The organism is Pediococcus parvulus (genome assembly GCF_007990205.1).
Classification (GTDB): domain Bacteria; phylum Bacillota; class Bacilli; order Lactobacillales; family Lactobacillaceae; genus Pediococcus; species Pediococcus parvulus.
This window is the reverse complement of record NZ_BJWE01000008.1, coordinates 22310-41625: the sequence shown is the minus strand read 5'-3', so window position 1 is coordinate 41625 and position 19316 is coordinate 22310. Positions and strand designations below refer to the sequence as shown.

The window sequence follows — 19316 nt, the reverse complement described above, 5'->3', positions numbered from 1 at the left end:
CTTACCCGAAGTAATAACATTGTGACAATGTTTCTATATTAGCAGTGAATGTATCCGCTGTCAAACTTTTACAAAAAATAAAGCCTGTTTTACATAACAATTTCAACATTTATTTCATTAACCGGCATTTTTTCATCGTCATTCATAGGTAAACCAATTTCAAAAAAAATCAAATAAATGCTGATACATGTGAGATCATGTAACATAACCACTTGCATTATTGTTTTCTGTAACCTAGACTAATAAATGAAATTATTTGTAAATTTCATTCTATTTTTCGGGAGGTTTTCATAATGAAAACATATTTTCAGAGGTTAGGTCGTTCTTTACAGCTTCCCGTGGCCGTCTTACCGGCGGCAGCACTACTTGTCGGCGTCGGCTTTTGGTGGGCATCCGCAGATAGTGGTTTTATTGCCCGGTTTTTACAAGCTGGTGGTAATGCAATTTTAAATCAATTGCCACTACTCTTCGCTGTCGGGACAGCATTAGGGATGGCTAAGGATAAGGATGGCTCCGCAGCTTTAGCTGGACTAGTTGCATTTGAAGTTCCCACAAATGTTTTGAAGTCTAGTTCCGTGGCGACCTTGCTTGGCACTAAAGTTTCGGCAGTGGATCCGTCATTTGCAGCAATCAGCAATGTTTTCATCGGAATTATGTCCGGTTTAATTGCCGCGGCCTTGTATAATCGATTCCACAACACCAAATTGCCAATGGCGCTTTCCTTCTTTAGTGGCAAACGGTTAGTCCCAATTATGGCGGCGCTCGTCATGTTAATTGTCAGTGCTGTCCTGCTTGTCATTTGGCCACCGCTTTACAACGCTTTGGTCATTTTCGGAAAATTTGTCGTCGGCTTAGGCCCTCTAGGAGCTGGTATTTACGGATTCTTCAACCGCTTGCTGATTCCAACTGGTCTTCATCAAGCTTTGAACTCTGTCTTCCTATTTAACGTAGCCGGGATCAATGATATTGGTAAGTTCTTAGCTCATGAAGGTCCGAAAGGTGTTACCGGAATGTACCAAGCTGGTTTCTTCCCTGTTATGATGTTCGGGTTACCAGCTGGAGCCTACGCCATTTATCGAAACGCGCGTCCTGAACGCAAACAAGAAGTTGGTTCCTTGATGCTAGCAGGCGCCTTTGCTTCATTTTTCACCGGTGTTACTGAACCTCTTGAGTTCTCCTTCATGTTTGTAGCTTGGCCGTTATACGTCATTCACGCCTTCTTCATGGGCTTATCAATGGCATTTGCCGCCTTCATGCACTGGACAGCCGGTTTTTCATTCAGTGCTGGTTTAATCGATTATGTGCTGAGTTTAAAAAATCCAATTGCAAACCATCCGTTAATGCTGATTCCGCAAGGATTAGTGATGGCTGCCATTTACTACTTTGGATTTAATTTTGCCATCCAAAAGTTTAACTTAATGACTCCTGGACGAGAACCATTAACTGACACTGATGACGGTGATGCTCCCCAGGCAACTATTCAAACCGATGATAAAGACGATAAATTCAGTATTCAAGCGAAAAAAATTTATGTGGCCCTAGGCGGTGCTGATAATTTAACTGCTGTGGATAACTGTACAACTCGTTTACGTTTACAACTGAAAGATACGGATAAAATCGATGAGGCTGCCATCAAGCGCAGTGGAGCTGTGGGCTTAAATATGCTTGATAAAGTAAACCTCCACATCATTATTGGAACTGAAGTTCAGTTTGTAGCCGATGCTTTAAGCAAACTGTTTAACGCCAAAACGCCGCTTGCAGAACTTGAAGAAGAAGCAACGACTAAGACCCAATCTCCTGCTGAAACAACGTCGGATTCTGCTATCAAATCTGGTGTATTAAATGAGTTTTACAGTGTTGCTGATGGCACGTATATGAATATTGAAGATGTCAATGATTCAACATTCTCGCAAAAAATGTTAGGTGATGGATTTGCCATTGAACCCACATCTGGCACCATTACCTCTCCAGTTGATGGGACGGTTACCACCGTCTTTCCAACCAAACACGCCATTGGTTTTACAACTGATTCTGGTCTGGAGATCCTCCTTCACATGGGAATTGATACAGTCGAATTAAAAGGTAAACCTTTTGATGTAAAAGTTAGTGATGGTCAACACATCAATCATGGTGATTTAGTTGCTAACGTTGATTTACAAGCCATTAAAGATGCCGGCAAACAGACCCCCATGATGGTAATCATCACCAATATGGATGCCATTTCTCTCCTGAAATTTAAGGTACTGAATAATCAGGTTTCGCCGAAAACTAAAATTTTGGAGGCCACAACTAAATAAATAGATGTGACATCAAGAAGAGTAAAAAATATTCAAAAAAAAGAAGAGAGACTACGAAAAACACTATGTTTTTGTTGCGGTCTTCTCTTCTTTTTTCATTTTTTATGCAACTGCGATCGAAATCTTTTCGATAATTGCCTCAAAATCTGTAAGCGTCTGTTTCCACGTAATGGACTTTAAATGAGAAACGCCCTTTTTCACTCGTTTTTCAATTACAAAACTATTCAATCTGGCGTTTAAAAAAGTCTGGGCCAAATATTTTTCATCAAAACTAGTCTGTAAATAAGAACCTTCTGGCAAGAAATATTTTCCTGTTCCTTCTTTAAAATCGATCAATGGAAGCCCACAACTCATCATTTCAAAAGGTACTAACGAGAAGTTTGTCATTGATGGAGCAATGCCAAAATCACAACGATGATACAAATCAATCATCTCAGTTTTGGTTAGTTTGCCAAGATTTTCTCCATTAATAAACTTTGCGGCTTTATCAGTACCAAAATAATGTAAATTCAATTTCATATCATGTTTAGCTAAAATTGCCTGACAATTCTTCAAACTCAACTGAATATTAATTGGTGCTCGTCTTGGACTGCTCCACTTAGTATACACGGCCACATCAAAGCTACTTTTATTCTGATAATGACTAAAATCACGAGATTGATAAGGATACTGTTCCAAGTTGACCGGAAAATTAATCTGATCAATTGGGCTTGTCACAGTACAATTCTCCTTAATCATTTTTGCGCACCATGGCCCCAACGAAACCATATGCAGTCCTAATTCATAACTTCTTTTGGCCATTTGATAACGATCACCATAAGGATAAAAATAAGGCTCATAATCTTGCACAAAATACATTTTGTAACCTGGTTTATTTTTAATCACATACGCTGACTCCCACAAAGTTGCGAGCCAGATATCCGACTTATGTGAATCTAACTGACTCATGTCCAAACAAGTACCTTCATAACCGGCATAGTTGAATTCAGCGTTTTGAGCCATCTCTTTACGAGTTTGCGGCACATAACTTAGATAATAAACATCGTATCCCTGTTGACTAAGCAATGTTCCTAAATGTAGCATTGTTGTTTGACCGCCGTCATAAGCAATAATTCCGGTCGTGACAAACGTAATTGAATGATACGCATCCTTTTTTGTCTGTTTCACAGGCTCACTATTAAAATATTTCAGAATCTGATCATAGCCGTGAATGTCACCTTGAGGGACATCCTTGGTTGCTGTTTCTACTGGTTTCACAATAATTCACTCCTATTTTAAAGCTTGAATACTTTCCGTTTAATTATTCACTTGATTAGATGTGACCATCGTTCTATTTTTGGTTTCAGGTACGACCAAGTAAACAAATATGAGACAAAGAACGCCACAACCCGCAAAAATTCGGAAAACTGCGGACAATCCTAACGCACTCATCAAAATTGGATAGATGAAACTAACTGCAAAGTCCGCCATCCAAACAAAAAACGTTGAAAAACTCATTCCAACATCACGAATATCAATCGGAAATAGTTCTGACAAAATTAACCAAGTTAGCGGACTGATAAGTCCTTGCTGACAAATTAAAAATAACGTGATAAAAGCCAGAACTGTTATGACTAGCCCTAAGCCTGTCAGTAAACGAGTTACTAAACTCAAAGCGGCTAAAATTACCGAACTACCAATTAACCCCGCCAACAATAAATGACGGCGTTTGAATCGTCCAACAATTCGGACACTGATACCCACACTCAACACAGATACTAATCCAATGATGATGTTTCCATAAAGTGACGAACTTCGTGTTAACCCAGTTTTTTCTAACATTAAGGTACCGTAATACATAATGGCATTGACCCCCGTGATCTGCTGAGCAATTGCTAGTCCAACCCCTATTAATAAAATCTTGATATTACTCGAAAATAAGACGTTTCGCCAAGTTTGTGCTGGAGTAACTGAATCGTCATCAGTTTGAAGTTCTTCAACTTCTTGCTTAGCTTCCTTGGGTTGCAAATATCTCTGCATGACCAATTTAGCTCTTTTAAAATAGCCATTCTTCCATAACCAAATAGGGCTTTCCGGAACGGAACGATCCTCCAACAACAAAATTGCAGCCGGTAAGGACGCCATGACTAACATGACACGCCAAATCCACATAATATTGCTAAACGTCCCACCAATAATGGCATTAACGGCATAAGCGAAAAATTGCCCCAACACAATTTTGAAATCGTTACGGGTAACAACCATCCCCCGGGCATTAATCGGTGAAATTTCCGAGAGATAAACAGGAATTACTTCGGATGCCGCCCCGACGGCAATTCCCAAAACAAACCGAAAAATAATAAAAATAAATTCGTTCGGTGCCAACGCACAAAATACATTAGCGAGAATAAATAAGCTGGCAATCCATTGGACCACACGATGGCGCCCATAAAGTGCCGAAACTTTTCCAGTAAACATGGAACCTAAAGCGGCACCTAAAATTAAAATACTGGATACTAAACCTTGACCTGTCGCATTTAAATTTAGCTGCGATCTACTTGACATAAATGGCAACGCACCGTTAATCACACCTGTGTCATAACCAAATAACAAACCACCAATTGTGATTACGCTGGTTGTATGACGTAAGTTACGTGTTCTCTGATGCAAACAAATCACTCCTTAATAAAATAAAAAATGTCATCCTCAAATCAGTATTCTGTTTCGAAAGTTACCCTCCTCCACTAACTAATTTAAAGTGCCATCCAAGTAAACCTTACCACCAAATTTTGGCATAAACAAACAAAGCCCATTATAAAGCGTTTTCATTGAGGGCCACACTGGATTTTCTCTTCTATTTGGAGAGACAATTGCATATAAAAAAAGGCCAATTCTTATGTCTAGAATCGAACCTTTTGTAGTTAAAGCACCTTTTGCATCAAATAATCTGTCTGTTCATCATCGCCCATAAAAAAGGAATGTTGGCCAATGCGTTTGAACCCAAACTTGGGGTAGAAATGTTTAGCCGGTTCGTTATGTTCCCAAACGCCCAACCAAATTTTGGCCTTATGATTTTCACGAGTTAGTTTTTCCGCTTCTTGAATGAGGCGGGTACCTAATCCCTGGTGTTTAAAAGCTGGACGAATATAAATTCTTTCTACTTCCAAATTATCAGTTCCCATTTTTTCGGTTTGCGCATCATTTATATTTACTTTTAAGTACCCGGCTGTTTCTTGATCGACCTTCACAAAGTAAAAACTAGAATTAGGATTTGCTAACTCCCGCTGCAATTTTTTCGGTTCATACGCCTCCGTCAAATAAGCGTCCATAATATCAGGCGGGTTGAAAGGATCAAACGTATCCTTATAAGTTTCGATACTCACTTTTTGTAATTCTTGCCAATCATTGACGTCTAATTTTGTCAGTTGCACTTGTTTTATCATTTCAGTACCTCCGCTGATTTCCTTTTTTAACATAATTCCAATCTGACGAAACGTTTTCGCGCATTCGGGTTAATAATCGTTCAACTAATTGCCGTTCTTCATCCGTAAACCCATTCAAAGCCACCCTAGTTGAATACTTGTTTTCCCTTTGAATAACGGGGAAAATTGCCAGTCCTTTTGATGTTGGAAAGAGCTGTTTATTTTTCTTATTAGTGACGCCCATTCGTTTTTCAATTAACCCATTTTGCGTTAATTTCTGAATGGCTCGAGCCGCGGTAGTCCGATCCACTTTAAGCATTTCAGCTACTCGTTCTTGAATAATACCGGGATTTTCACAAATGCGCACCAAGTAAAGGTACTGTCCTTTGGTTAACTCATACTTTTTAAACTCAATATTACTAATCGAATCGAGTGCTCTTGAAATTGCGCCAATTTCGCGTAAAACATCGGCCATTGGAAATCACCTCGCTTAATAAAAAACATTATAGCATTTTGTTGCAAATACAGCAAAACCAATTTTCAAAATATCAAAATTCATCTTAACAGAATGGTCGACTTGAAACTGATCTAACAAGGTGTATACCATATGTGATTCACAACATTGGGGGAGCAGGAAATGGACAAAAAACAAAAAGCAATTTTTAATTTAATTGATGAGGCCAACAAAATACAGAAATTTCAAAGTTTCTCTTAACTTATGCAACTGAATTAGAAAATAATGCTGAAGTCAAACTAGTTTGCGTAAAACTCAGTCGTGAAATTACACATTATTTACTTGCTCATCAATACGTGGCACCACATGCTTTAACAACTTTGTATGAAGGAATTGCCCATAATGCTGTAAAGTACTGGGGACCAGCATATCTTTACTAAACTATACAAAAATGAGGTTTGGGAATTTCCCCTTACCTCATTTTTGTGACTTAACTTATTTATCATAGTCGAAACTGAAGTCACTTTTCTAAATTTAATCTGACCACACCGATTTAGCCGTGTCGATCACAAGTTTCAACTTGTCCCATTGCTGGTCTTCGGTCAAGTGGTTACCCTCTTCAGTTGAGGCAAAGCCACACTGTGCTGATAAGCAAAGATCTTCCAAAGGTACATATTGGCTAGCGTCCTTAATTCGTGCTTTCAAAACAGCCTGTGGTTCAAGCTCTGGTTTCTTAGAAGTAACCAAGCCTAACACAATGCGTTGATGACGGCCATTATCGGCAATCTTCTTAAGAGGTTCAAAGCCACCAGAGCGTTCGTCATCATATTCCAAGAAATAACCATCAATATGGAGTTGTGCTAAGTAGTCGGCCACTGGATCGTAAGCCCCTGCCCCTGCCCATGTTGAAGCATAATTTCCGCGACACACATGCATCGTCAAGGTTAAATCTGCTGGTTTGTTATCAGCAATGGCGTTGATTGCACGAACAGCTGCTTTCGCAACGGGTTTTAAGTCAGGATTCAGCGTGCCCTTTGAAAAACTGGCCCACATTCCCCATGAGGTATCATCAATTTGTAGGTAACGACAACCTAAATCATAAAAATGCTGAACCGTTTTTTGGTAGGCAACAATCAAATCGTCCACAAAGTCGTCCAAATCATAGTCATAATAGTCATCAAAAATTTCTGCATCCTTATTAGGAAACAAAACAGATGGGCTTGGAATCGTTTGTTTAGCAGTCACGCCTTCTGACACAATACTATTTAGGTATGAGAAATCCGCAAAGAAAGGATGATCAGGGTTATAAGTCACCTTATCTGTGATCTTGATGCCACCTTTACGGGTTTCAAGACCATTAAAATTATACCCCTTTTCAGGTGTGAAGAAATGGGCACCATTTAGACCATCGATAAAGTCCAAGTGCCACCAGCTACGACGGAACTCACCAGCAGTTACCGCCTTTAAACCAAGCTCAACTTGTTTTTTAACAATCCGGTCAATTTCTTGGTCTTCAACCTTTTTCAACTCATCCGTGCTAATTTTATTAGCATGAAATTTGGCCCGAGCCTCTTTCAAAGCTTCTGGCCGCAACAAACTGCCTACTTCGTCATAACGATATGGAAATTGATTCTTTACACTAACTGTCATCTCATACACTCTCCTATTTATTATTTGAACAATAAAAAACGCCCCTGGAATAAATTCCAAGGACGATTGATCTCGCGGTACCACCTTTTGTTTTTGTTTAGTTCACACTAAACAACTTAAAAAGTACGACAATAAAATTGCTATACTCTGCGCGTTAATGGGCGTACCCAATGTTGTCTAGTCAATGATTCAACAACATTTCTCTCCAAGACCATCTTCACCACTTGATTGTAGTTCCTTTCACCAAACGGAACCTCTCTAAAAGTCAATCGCATGACTACTCATCTTTTCATTGTTCATTTATTAATTTGATTTTAATGCAATTCTAATCGTGATAAAATGAATTGTCAAGTGGAAAAATAAATGAATAAAATACTAGTTATAAAAAGCTAAGTGTGCTTTATGTGGGATCGTAAACCTGCTGGAAGCGTACTTAGCATTTATAACCGTCTTTCAGAGGGTTCCTCCATCTAAATATAAAAAGCTTTAATCCTTTTAAACACATCGTCATTAGGGATTTGAACCCTTGCATCTACTGCAATAACGCTAACAATCAATATCACGCCTCTTCATTCAACATGATAAAATAAGTAAAAAAGAATTTTAATATAGAGAGGAAGCTAGCCTCATGGATCGAACATATCCTTGTGAACTTACTTGTATTTGTTTAATTAACTGTAATCAAAAAATACTTGTTATGAAAAAAAATGATTCCGAATTCGAACCATCACTAACATTTCCTGGTGGTCATGTGGAACCCAACGAATCCGTCACAAGCGCGGCCATTCGAGAGATTAAAGAAGAAACTGGTTTGACCATTGTGTCTCCCACACTAATGGGCTTTGTTAATTTCGACCGTCAAGACAGTCTCAAAGAACTCATCTTTGTATATCAAGCAACAATTCCCACAGAAACTGCAACACATAACCTAGCCGGAACAAAAAATGAAGGTCAAACATTGTGGTTGGCACGGAATCAAATGAAAAACTATAAGCTAAATTCGGTTGTTTCGGCCATTTTTACCGATTATCTCAATCATAAAAATAAAGAGTTGTACTTTCCAAGCAACCAAACATTTAAGGAGCAAAACCATGATTAAACCCATCAATCGCAACACAGCGTCACTATCACAAAAGGCAGTTAAAGCTACCAAAGCAGATGCTCAAGTGACAACTGATTTATTAGACACTCTCAAGGCGCATCAAGCTGATTGTGTTGGGATGGCGGCCAACATGATTGGTGTGAACAAACGCATCATTGTTTTTCAAATGGGACTATTGCCAGTTCCAATGGTAAACCCTATAATTACGAAAAAAACAGACGCCTATTCCACTAAGGAAGGCTGTCTGTCTTTATTAGGAGAACGTCCAACTACCCGTTACAAACAAATTGAAGTGGCTTATCAGGACCAAAATTTTGTCCCCCACACTCATTGGAGAAAGGCTTAATTAATAAATTCAAGGCCAATTCAACAACGGTAGCGAGCACAAATATGAATGTACTTGGTTTTAGCGCATATGCACAAAATGTGCTAATACCAAAAATGGTACTCAACACATATAATCTTTTTGCTGAGTATTGTTTATGATTAAAGTTTTGAAGTAACTCATACAGCGTCACAATCATTGCGGCCGTGAACGGTAAAACTGTTGTATCAGAATAAAAAACTACCAGCCACGGTGCAAGTATGAATACAAAAGGAAACAAACCCCATAAAATCGACTTTTTTAAATATTTTTTCAAAAAAAGCCAAATTAAAAATACAGCAATATCAACAAAAAATATATTAACGAAATTCAATGTAAGTGTAAAATTCGTTATCCCAAGGGCATGACTAATCACATATAAAAAGCGCATTAAAAATAGAATTCCCAGATTATTTGGATAAACGGAAAAGTAATAATAATCTGGATTTCCCATAGCTGCATGCTTAATGGTAAACGCATCATAGCCAATCTCTCCCGTTAAACTGACAACCAATAGGATTTGATAGGCCAAAATAATCAAGCAAAAAAACCATGGTTGATTCAAAAAGCATAAATACTTTCCTATGTTAGCCTTCGGAAAGGGTAAAATTACTAGTATAATACCCAAAATAGTTAATATACCCACAATAAATCCAAATTGATAGGTATTCGCTAAATTTGTAGAGATCAATGCCCCAACCAGACTAATGATTAGTAGACACAAAATAATTTGATCAATTCCTTTTGAAATAAGCCTCTTCATATGTATTCTCCGTCATTAATATTTATTATGTACATAACCCTATAAAGTTACAGATAATAAGCCCATTATTAGGCAATAAAGCATTTCATGTCAATAGTAGTTTAGCCGTATTTAAGTTTATTTCCACTAGCTTTATTTACAAACAAAATTAAATAAACGTTTCACTGCTACAAGAAAAATGGTTAACCTTGCTTTGAACAGTTATGACGCTTATTTAGTACCAAAAAAATTCATAAGACTCGTTTTACCCAATCAAGATTCCATTCACTATTACTGAATGCGTAGTAAAACAGACTCCTTCGCGCATCAAAATTATATAATTTATTCATAACTTTTTTAATATAAAAGCCATTACAGTAGGCACTACTGAAAACAATCTCCAGTCAAACATGAGTAAATTTTTGTGGACAGCTTTTATCAATGGTTAAAATTCTTTTCATAAAGATAAAACTAAATTAGAAACGATTGAATGACAAATGTACTTGAATTTTTCTTTGGAACAACAACTTTTGTATTTTTTGCCCCACATGCAGTCAAAAAGGATGCTAGAAATAAGACTCCTAAGCTCGTCACTATTTTTCTGATTTGCAAGCCGTTACCCCTCCAGTCATATCAAAAACTATCCAATAGTGTCATTATATTACATTTCTTTAATTCAAGAGGTGAAATATTACAGTTTGCCACATAAAAAAAGCCGTTTCGGCTCATTATTTTTCTGAGACCTGAAACGGCTTTACTTTAGATTATTTAATTACACATTTCGTTTTTTGAAAATAAGATAACCCAAAAACAAAAATACCACGATGTAACCAAGATTACCCATAACCAATTGATCAACCGTCAGCTTAGTAAACTCACGATAAGATGGCGTCATGACCTGCGTTGATAATGACAGCATATTTAATGGATTCCACTTTAACCACTCCCATTTGCCAATAAGTCCGAACATCAAACTTGCTGCAATATTGGCAGCAAAATAGCCGATAAATCCAGCAGAAACTGCTACTGTTGAGCTCTTAAACATAGTTGCCAAGAGCAAGACCAAACTTAGCACCAACCACAAACCAATAAATTGGCTTCCCATTGAAATTAGTAAATTTTCGATAACTGTATGGCTACCACTGAGTTTGCCCAGCTCAAAGGTATGATTAAACAAAACCACTTTCAACACGAGCGTTAACACCAGTGCCAAAACGTACATGTAGAGTGAATAAATAAAAGTGACAATCCATTTGCTTACAAGAACCTGACCCCGATTGTACTTTCGATACAGCAGTTCTTTTACAGTTCCGTATTGAAATTCCATTGCCACAATTGAAGCACTTGCCGCAATCATTAAAAACGTGATCCATTCAATCCCCGTGAAATTAATATTAAACATACTTTTGGGATCAAAACTATTAGGATACAACTTAGCAAGAACTCCAAACAAGATGATCATGCCTGCCAAAAACAGTGAAACAAAATAAGTGCTCTTTTTATGCATTAATTTGAAAGTCTCTTGATGTATTAACGTTAACATTTTGCTTCTCCCCCTATTCCGTCACTTGATCATTAGCCAGCAGCGTTAACAATGATGTTTCTAAGTCACTTTGCTGATGTTGAATATCTAAAATTTCAATATCATTTTCAACATAGATTTTTAAAATTGGCATCAATTTCTGTGCATCTGTTTCTAAAATTCGAACGTCATCACCGTCTGCCAATTCGTAGCCGGCCGCCATCAACAAGTTTTTGGCTTTCGCATCATCAGCTGATTTGATCACGAGATACTTTTTGCCTCGATTCATCAAATTCCGCATAGAGGATTGAGAAACAATGCGGCCTTTATCAATGACTAAAACGTCATTCACCAATTTTTCGAGTTCGCTTAAAATATGACTCGAAATTAAAATAGTTGTTCCCTTTTTAGCCAGGTTAGTTATAATATTTCGCAAATCTTTATTTGATTCCGGATCCAACCCATTCATCGGTTCGTCTAACACCACAAAATTTGGATGGTTCACTAAGGCCAAAGCAATTCCTAATTTTTGTTTCATGCCCAAGGAATAGGATTTGGCTTTCCGTTTGATATACTTTGTCATTCGTAACTCCGTGACAACTTCATCAATTCGTTGATTTTGATCATCACCCGTTGCAAACAACTTCAAATGATCCAGCCCGCTCATAAATGGATAAATCCCTGGATACTCGATTAACGCCCCCACGTATGCTAAACTAGTATGCTTTGTGGCTGTGACCGTTTGTCCCTCAACCAAAATTTCACCATTAGAAAAATCAGTCAATCCTAAAACAGTTTTCATAATGGTTGATTTTCCTGCCCCATTAGGTCCTACAAGCCCTACAATTCGGCCTTTTTGGACTGTGAAACTAATATCATGTAAAACCGGTTTCCGTCCAAAACTTTTGTTTAGATGTTTGACTTCTAAAATATTTGCCATTTTGCCCCTCCATATATAGTGAATTAGTTAGTTACTTATGTGACTAACTATACATGCTGAATTCTCTTCTGTCAAGGTCCTTCAAGGAACGGTAAATTTTTTCGGATTATCCGAAGCAGGCAAAAAGTGGGCAGGCAAAAACTATGTTTTTGCCTGCCCGCTTTATATTTTCCAAAATATTATTTCTGAAATGTGTAAAAAAGGAAGATTCTTCCGCCACAAGAATGACTATCGTCTGAACCGTCTTTTTTGCACTTTCTTTTGCATATTTTAAATTTAGTCTGCTCGCAACGCAATGGCAGCATCTTTCTTGGCAGCCATTCGTGCTGGTATATGACCACCTAACATGGTCAGAATGGTTGAGACAATCACTAAGATAACAGCTTGAGTCGGATTCAAAACAGCAACCCCCGCTAGTCCAGTCACATTCTCCAAAATCGCGTTGATCGGGAAAGTTAACGCCCAAGCAACGAAAATCCCGAACACCCCAGCACCAAACCCTAAGATAAAGGTTTCCGCATCAAACACCCGGGTAATATCTTTCTTACGCGCTCCCAAGGCTTTGAGCACCCCAATTTCTTTAGTCCGTTCTAGAACACTTGTGTACGTAATGATCGCAATCATGATCATAGAAGTCACCAGTGAAATTCCAGCAAAAGCCACCAAAACATAGGTAATGGCGTCCATAATGCCACCGGTCATTTTAGAAATGGTGCTGGCAAGATCCGTGTAAACGACTTTATCTGTTTTACTCTTACCTTTATTATATTTATCTAAATAAGAAAGGACCTTGTCTTTTTGTTTAAACTTAGTTGGATAAATTTGAATATTAGTTGGTGTTGAGTCACCACCAAGTGTGGTCAACATTGCTGAACGGGTTGCATTGTCCATCTTTTGACCAGTCATAACATTGTTGTTGCTCTTCTTTTGGGCAGTCACAATTTTTGAATTCTTGTTTGCATTCAAAACGTCTTTCGTCAAATTAGCACTGTAGGCCACCCCATTTGCAAGAATGCCATCCGAGTTACCTGAGGCTTTTACCCGAATAATCCCCTTAACAGTTAGCGTTTTTGTACTTGCCTTTGCGGCCATCTTCGCATAATCCGTTCCAGATACATAGTTTCCGGTTGGCAGTTTTGTATAATAATTATCATTTGCAACGACCTTAATTTTTGTGCCAACTAGATCTTTATAATTAAACTTTTGACCTTCTTTAACAGTAAAACCAAGATTCTTTAGGGCATTAATATTGACGGTATTATCTTTGTCCACCACTAACACAATATCTGTAGACTTCGTTGGATAACTGCCAGCAATCACCTTATAATACGTCCTTAAGAAACTTTGCTTGCCATTACGGTCAACTGGATAAACACTTCCATTTAAGCCAGTAGACGCGCTCATCATCGCACTCGCACTGGTTGAGGAATTGTCCGGATTGCTAGTCGAAAATGTAACTGGTTTGTATTTACCATTAACCTTCCGCAATAAATTCATGCCGGTACCGTAACTCACAGCAATGTTTTTCGCATCTTTTTTAGGCATTTTATTCAAATAATCCAAGTAATTGGTGGTAATTTTATTTGTGTGTTGCGCTTTATCCTCAGCACTTTTTTCAGCCTTAACCTGATTATTCTTAGAAAGCTTTTTATCAGTATTATCACTTGAACTCATGGCACTGGGATCCGTACTAGTTGGTGAAACCGTCACGGGCATTGTTGACAAAGCATCACTTTGACTTTCATCAACTTGTTTTTGAAACCCGTTTGAAAGGGCCAAAACGACTGCAATACTGATAATACCAATACTTGAAGCGAACACAGTTAAGAACGTTCTACCTTTTTTTGTGCGAATATTGGTGTAAGACAGCATAAGCGCTGTCCAGTAGCTCATTTTTGTGTTATTTAATGAAAAATCAGTTTGTGCTTGTTCTTCTTCAAACGGCTTTGAGTCATTTTGAATCTGACCATCGGCAAACTCAATAATGCGATCTGCATATTTATGAGCCAAGTCGGGATTATGCGTCACCATAATCACAAGACGATCTTTACTCAAATCTCGAATCAATTGCATAATCTCGTCACTTGTTTCGGAATCTAAGGCTCCTGTTGGTTCATCAGCAAGAAGAATTTCTGGATCATTGGCAATCGCTCGGGCAATAGCCACTCGCTGCATTTGCCCACCGGATAACTGATTTGGTTGTTTACGAATTTGATCTTTTAGCCCAACCCGAATTAGAGCGTCTGTAGCTTTTTGCTTTTTGATTGCTGATGGCACACCACTTAAAGTCATCCCCATTTCCACATTTTCAAGAATGGAAAGATGGGAAATTAGGTTATAGGATTGAAAAATAAAGCCAACCGAATTATTTCGGTAAGCATCCCATTCAGAGTCTTTAAAATTTTTGGTAGACTTGCCCTTTATCAGCAGATCCCCAGAATCATAGCGGTCCAATCCGCCAATGATATTCAGCATGGTTGTTTTACCCGAACCACTGGGCCCTAATATAGCAACAAACTCTTGTTTTCGAAACTCAACAGAAACATCATCTTGTGCCTTTGTAACAGTATCTCCAACGTGATAATACTTGTTGATGTGGCTTAAATTTAACAACGGCATATCCTCTTTTTACTTTTAATTTTGACTGATTTTATTTGACAATGCTTAACTATAGGGACATACTTCACAATTGTCAACTGTTATGAAAACTTATTTTTATACCAACTTTGGAGACGCAAATTATGGAAACAAATACTAATAGTGGCGATGCGTTTGGCAAACTGTTTTTGGCCTTCGCACAAGTAATCTCACAAAATCGGTCTCTCGAAGATTTCGAACTCACTAGATTGCAAGCCATCACGCTCAGAAATGTTTACCGTCACTCCGGCATGACCATGACTGAACTGGCAATCGCGATCGGCATTACTCGACCACAATTGACCCGCATTATTAATACACTTGAAAAACGTGGGCTAGTGCACCGAAAACGAAACGAGGATAATCGCCGAATCATTAATGTTCAACGCACAAAAAAGGGTCAATCAGTTGTTAAGGCCCATATGGATTTGATTCAGTCTCAGATCGAAAGTCGAGTCGCCTTACTTGATAGCAACGATCAAAAATCTTTAGTCCATCACCTGGAAGAAAGTATCCGCTTAATGGAAAAGGCGGGGATCATTGAACTGGGAATCGAAAAAAATTAACAAAAAAAGACGGTCTTAAAAGCCGTCTTTTAGTATTTAGATTTTCTGGCGATGACGGATCAAGTAAACCGTCGCAGCCAGAATCAAAACTACTGCTCCAACGATCACTGATATTCGCGTATCTGGATTGATAAACATGAACACCACAATAACCAACAACATTATGAATGCAAAATAATTGGCAAACGGATAAAGCGGAAGTTTAAAGGGGTGCGTCTCCATAAGTTTCGCATTGCCCTTGCGGAAGCGTAGTTCGGCCAACAGAATCACAAACCATGGTACCATTCCCGGCAGCACTGAAGAACTGAACACCACAACAAATAAATTTGAAGTAGATTTACTGTAGATTGAAGCCACTGTATCAACGATAAAGCCAAGTAAAATTCCACCCGAGATTCCTAAAATGGCTGCATCAGGTACAACTCGTTTAGACAACCGACCTAGGATCTTGGGTGCATCCCCTTCATGAGCTAGTTTAAACAGCATCCGACTCGAAGAATAAATCCCTGAATTGGCACCCGAGAGTGCCGCTGTCAAAACCACAAAGTTGATCACAGAAGCCGCCGTTGTAATACCAACCTTGGCGAAGGTCGACACGAATGGCGAACCAATCGAACTCAGTTGATTCCATGGGTAGATCGTTACAATTACAAAAATTGCCCCAACATAGAAGATTAAAATTCGGAGCAGCACAGATTTCACAGATTTCACAATCGCTTTTTGAGGATTTGCCACTTCACCAGCTGAAATTCCAAGTAGTTCAATTCCTTGATAAGAACCCACAATAATCGACATGGAGAAGAAAAATCCACGAAAACCACCGGTAAAGAACCCGCCGTGGCTCCAAAGGTTACTCAACCCCACTGGGTGACCACCGTTTCCCCAGCCAAGAAAGATAATGGCAAATCCCAATATAATCATCATAATAATTGTCACAACTTTAATCATGGCAAACCAAAATTCCAGTGACCCATAGGCCTTTGCGCTAGTGAGATTGGCTGCAACTAGGAATAAAATCACAATAATTCCTGCAATAAATGAATTAGTGTGCGGCCACCAATATTTTAAGTACTCGGTTGCGGCTACAACCTCAGACATCCCAACCACAATATATTCAAAAACGTTTGCCCATTTTGCCATGTAACCGGCAAGTGGATGGACATACTCAGTTGCATAATCGGCAAAGGAGCCGGTCCCTGGATTGACATAAACCATTTCCCCAAGGGCGCGCATGACAATGTAGAGAATGAGCCCTACAAACATATAGGCAAAAATGACAGAAGGACCCGTCCATTTAATTGTAGAGGTTGCCCCCATAAAGAGGCCCACTCCAATTGCACCACCCAGAGAAATCATTTCCATTTGATTTGCGGTCATTGAACGTCGTAATGTTGGCGCCTTTTCTACTTTTTGTTTCATTTTTCCTCCAGATATGTTGTTATTTGCTTTTTATGTAATTAGGCGCTGTGCAAATTAGTTTTTCCTTGTTTATAATTTACCGCAACTAGACAAATAATACATTAACAAAATTATCAATGGTTAAGTCCGTAAAATTAGCTGAATTGCAATAAACCTTTATAATTGTAATAATTATACCATTTTCAATCTTACTAATTTCGGAGTTAAATAAACAACATGATAACCTATGAAAGGGTCCGCTTAGCCAGGAACTAAGTTGCTTTACAACCTAGTTTCACTTTGCTACACTATATCTATGTAGTAAAGCAACCTATATGGAAGTGAAAAAATGAAGCAAACACAATTAATTAAAGGTGTGTTAGAAGGCTGTGTTTTAGCAATTGTTGCTCAAGATGAAGTTTATGGTTACGAATTAATTCAATCTTTACATCAACACGGCTTTACAACAATTGCTGGTGGTACTCTTTATCCTTTATTGATAAAACTCGAAAAAAACGGTGCCTTAATCAGCAAAGTGAAACCCTCAAAGGATGGGCCTGATCGTAAATACTATTCAATTACACCTCAAGGACTACAAGAATTTCGAGAATTTAATCAGCAGTGGTTTCAATTAAAAAATCATGTCGACAAAATTTTAAAAGAGATGGATGATGAATAATGAAAAAAGCAAATCAGTACCAGCAGGAGATTAATCAGCTAAAAACACAGCTTAACTCATTTGATTCAAGATATTTTGAAAAGTTACAAACCTATATTTTGAGTCAAAACATCTTTTACAATGACGAAACAATTAACTTACAGTTATTAAGCATGTTACAGGATCTAATTGATGCTGAAAAAGATAATTCAGATGCGACTGAATTGTTTGGTAACGATCCTCAAAGTATGGCAAATGAAATCTTAGCACAGTTGCCTAAGCCAAAATTACGTGATCAATTGTCAATGAGTACTCTAGTCATTGCCATTAGTTGGTTTTTTCTTTTGTTAAGTAGCACTAGTACTACGTCAGGAATTATCATAAACCTATGGGCATTCATTCTGGCTCCATTTCTTGAACTTATTACAATCAGTTTAATTCTCAAAATATTGCATAAGTCAGTTTATTCAAAATCTGCTAGTTTTTTCCAATCCGTTCTTCCTAAAATATCGATAGCTATCCTCTTCTTATTATGTGTTGGCTTGATTCTGTTAGTGAATAACTTATTAATTATTGGTCCCACTATAACGCTACCAACTCCATGGAACTTTTTTTTACAGGGATTCATTTTGATAGCAACGCTTAGTTACTTCTTTTATACATTAACAAAACAGAAACACAAAAAATAAACTTAATAAAAAAACCGAAATCATTTTCTGTCTTGAAGTGAACGCCATATAAGTTAGTCAATTATTTTTATAAAAAATAGGCATCCACCCCCTGAGGGAGAATGCCTATTAAACGACTAAATTAGTCTAATTTTTGTTTGTTTTGAACTTCAAGTTTGTCGTTGAAGTCGTAAACAACTGGTTCGCCAGTTGCCATTTCAAGATTCATAATATCTTCGTCTGAAATGTTTTCGATATACTTACTTAAAGCACGCAATGAGTTACCATGTGCAGCAATGATAACGTTCTTGCCATCTAATAACTTAGGAGCAATTTCGTCTTCCCAGAAAGGAATAACACGTTCCAAAGTAACTTTAAGATTTTCACCACCAGGAATCATGCGTGGATCCAAGTTAGCGTAACGACGGTCTTTTGCTGCTGAACCTTCAGCGTCTGCATCCAACAATGGAGGCAATACGTCGTATGAACGACGCCAGATATGAACCTGTTCGTCGCCCCATTTTTCAGCTGCTTTAGCCTTGTTTTGGCCTTGTAAAGCACCGTAATGACGTTCGTTTAAGCGCCAGCTCTTAACTTCTGGAATCCAAAGTTGGTCGGATTCTTCCAAAGCATAGTGCAAAGTCTTGATTGCACGAGTTAATACTGAAGTGAAAGCATAGTCGAATTCAATGCCTTGTGCTTTGATTAACTTACCAGCGTTCTTTGCTTGTTCAACACCCTTTTCGCTTAAGTCAACATCGACCCAGCCAGTAAATTGGTTAGACAAGTTCCATTCACTTTGACCATGACGGATTAATACTAATTTTGCCATAATGTGAGAAAACCTCTTTCTTTTTTAAGTTTACAATAGCCATTTTACACTAAAACAGAATAATTTGCAGTCTCAATTCAAACGT

General features: G+C 38.1%; 18 protein-coding genes and 1 other annotated feature. Of the genes, 7 read left to right on the top strand and 11 right to left on the bottom strand.

Annotated features, from left to right (window positions below):
• Positions 1–293: 293 nt before the first annotated feature.
• Positions 294–2297, top strand: coding sequence for an N-acetylglucosamine-specific PTS transporter subunit IIBC (gene nagE, locus PPA04_RS03315; RefSeq protein ID WP_057784058.1), 2004 nt, complete (start codon positions 294–296; stop codon positions 2295–2297).
• Between the two features lie 102 nt (positions 2298–2399).
• Here the strand turns inward: nagE and PPA04_RS03310 are convergent, their stop codons facing one another.
• The 4 genes from PPA04_RS03310 to PPA04_RS03295 form a co-directional block, all read right to left on the bottom strand.
• Entirely contained in the window at positions 2400–3554 is a 1155-nt protein-coding gene (locus PPA04_RS03310; RefSeq protein WP_057784055.1) for a glycosyltransferase, read from the bottom strand.
• A 39-nt stretch (positions 3555–3593) separates the two neighbouring features.
• Positions 3594–4946 carry a sugar porter family MFS transporter gene (locus PPA04_RS03305; protein ID WP_186806941.1) on the bottom strand — a complete coding sequence of 451 codons (1353 nt, stop codon included), beginning with the start codon at positions 4944–4946 and terminating at the stop codon, positions 3594–3596.
• A gap of 251 nt (positions 4947–5197) precedes the next feature.
• Positions 5198–5719, bottom strand: coding sequence for a GNAT family N-acetyltransferase (locus PPA04_RS03300; protein WP_057784053.1), 522 nt, complete (start codon positions 5717–5719; stop codon positions 5198–5200).
• Between the two features lies 1 nt (position 5720).
• A complete protein-coding gene (locus PPA04_RS03295; protein WP_057784051.1) occupies positions 5721–6173 on the bottom strand; it encodes a MarR family winged helix-turn-helix transcriptional regulator in 453 nt (150 codons plus the stop codon).
• Between the two features lie 221 nt (positions 6174–6394).
• On the opposite strand from PPA04_RS03295, the gene PPA04_RS09875 reads away from it, so the two are divergent.
• Positions 6395–6592 (top strand): bacteriocin immunity protein, encoded by a 198-nt coding sequence (locus PPA04_RS09875; RefSeq protein WP_084254219.1) that lies wholly within the window; start codon positions 6395–6397, stop codon positions 6590–6592.
• 94 nt (positions 6593–6686) lie between these two features.
• On the opposite strand, the gene PPA04_RS03285 is transcribed toward PPA04_RS09875, so the two are convergent.
• Complete coding sequence (locus tag PPA04_RS03285) at positions 6687–7802, bottom strand: 5-methyltetrahydropteroyltriglutamate--homocysteine S-methyltransferase (RefSeq protein ID WP_057784049.1); 1116 nt, start codon at positions 7800–7802, stop codon at positions 6687–6689.
• Between the two features lie 55 nt (positions 7803–7857).
• Positions 7858–8104: a binding site (T-box leader), on the bottom strand.
• Between the two features lie 326 nt (positions 8105–8430).
• On the opposite strand from PPA04_RS03285, the gene PPA04_RS03280 reads away from it, so the two are divergent.
• Together PPA04_RS03280 and PPA04_RS03275 are read left to right on the top strand one after the other, a co-directional pair.
• Entirely contained in the window at positions 8431–8901 is a 471-nt protein-coding gene (locus PPA04_RS03280) for an NUDIX domain-containing protein (protein ID WP_057784046.1), read from the top strand.
• Entirely contained in the window at positions 8894–9250 is a 357-nt protein-coding gene (locus PPA04_RS03275; protein WP_147206705.1) for a peptide deformylase, read from the top strand. The genes PPA04_RS03280 and PPA04_RS03275 overlap by 8 nt, the downstream gene beginning before the upstream one ends.
• On the opposite strand, the gene PPA04_RS03270 is transcribed toward PPA04_RS03275, so the two are convergent.
• The 4 genes from PPA04_RS03270 to PPA04_RS03255 form a co-directional block, all read right to left on the bottom strand.
• Positions 9174–10031, bottom strand: coding sequence for a glycosyltransferase-like membrane protein (locus tag PPA04_RS03270; protein WP_057784045.1), 858 nt, complete (start codon positions 10029–10031; stop codon positions 9174–9176). The two genes, PPA04_RS03275 and PPA04_RS03270, sit on opposite strands and share 77 nt — an antisense overlap.
• Positions 10032–10782: 751 nt before the next feature.
• A complete protein-coding gene (locus PPA04_RS03265) occupies positions 10783–11553 on the bottom strand; it encodes a DUF2705 family protein (protein ID WP_057784043.1) in 771 nt (256 codons plus the stop codon).
• Between the two features lie 13 nt (positions 11554–11566).
• A complete protein-coding gene (locus tag PPA04_RS03260; RefSeq protein WP_057784042.1) occupies positions 11567–12472 on the bottom strand; it encodes an ABC transporter ATP-binding protein in 906 nt (301 codons plus the stop codon).
• 276 nt (positions 12473–12748) lie between these two features.
• The gene (locus PPA04_RS03255; RefSeq protein WP_057784040.1) at positions 12749–15085 is read right to left on the bottom strand and encodes an ABC transporter ATP-binding protein/permease; all 2337 of its coding nucleotides are present in this window, start codon (positions 15083–15085) and stop codon (positions 12749–12751) included.
• Between the two features lie 128 nt (positions 15086–15213).
• Between PPA04_RS03255 and PPA04_RS03250 the strand changes: the two genes are divergently transcribed.
• Entirely contained in the window at positions 15214–15675 is a 462-nt protein-coding gene (locus PPA04_RS03250; protein WP_057784037.1) for a MarR family winged helix-turn-helix transcriptional regulator, read from the top strand.
• Positions 15676–15711: 36 nt separating this feature from the next.
• Here PPA04_RS03250 and PPA04_RS03245 read toward each other — a convergent pair whose 3' ends face one another.
• Positions 15712–17094: an amino acid permease gene (locus PPA04_RS03245; RefSeq protein WP_057784034.1), complete on the bottom strand. Its 1383-nt coding sequence runs from the start codon at positions 17092–17094 to the stop codon at positions 15712–15714.
• A 328-nt stretch (positions 17095–17422) separates the two neighbouring features.
• Here PPA04_RS03245 and PPA04_RS03240 point away from each other — a divergent pair, with 328 nt between their 5' ends.
• Together PPA04_RS03240 and PPA04_RS03235 are read left to right on the top strand one after the other, a co-directional pair.
• Complete coding sequence (locus PPA04_RS03240) at positions 17423–17752, top strand: PadR family transcriptional regulator (protein ID WP_057784032.1); 330 nt, start codon at positions 17423–17425, stop codon at positions 17750–17752.
• Positions 17752–18420: a DUF1129 domain-containing protein gene (locus PPA04_RS03235; protein WP_057784030.1), complete on the top strand. Its 669-nt coding sequence runs from the start codon at positions 17752–17754 to the stop codon at positions 18418–18420. The genes PPA04_RS03240 and PPA04_RS03235 overlap by 1 nt, the downstream gene beginning before the upstream one ends.
• 121 nt (positions 18421–18541) lie before the next feature.
• On the opposite strand, the gene PPA04_RS03230 is transcribed toward PPA04_RS03235, so the two are convergent.
• Complete coding sequence (locus PPA04_RS03230; RefSeq protein WP_057784028.1) at positions 18542–19231, bottom strand: 2,3-diphosphoglycerate-dependent phosphoglycerate mutase; 690 nt, start codon at positions 19229–19231, stop codon at positions 18542–18544.
• Between the last annotated feature and the right edge of the window lie 85 nt (positions 19232–19316).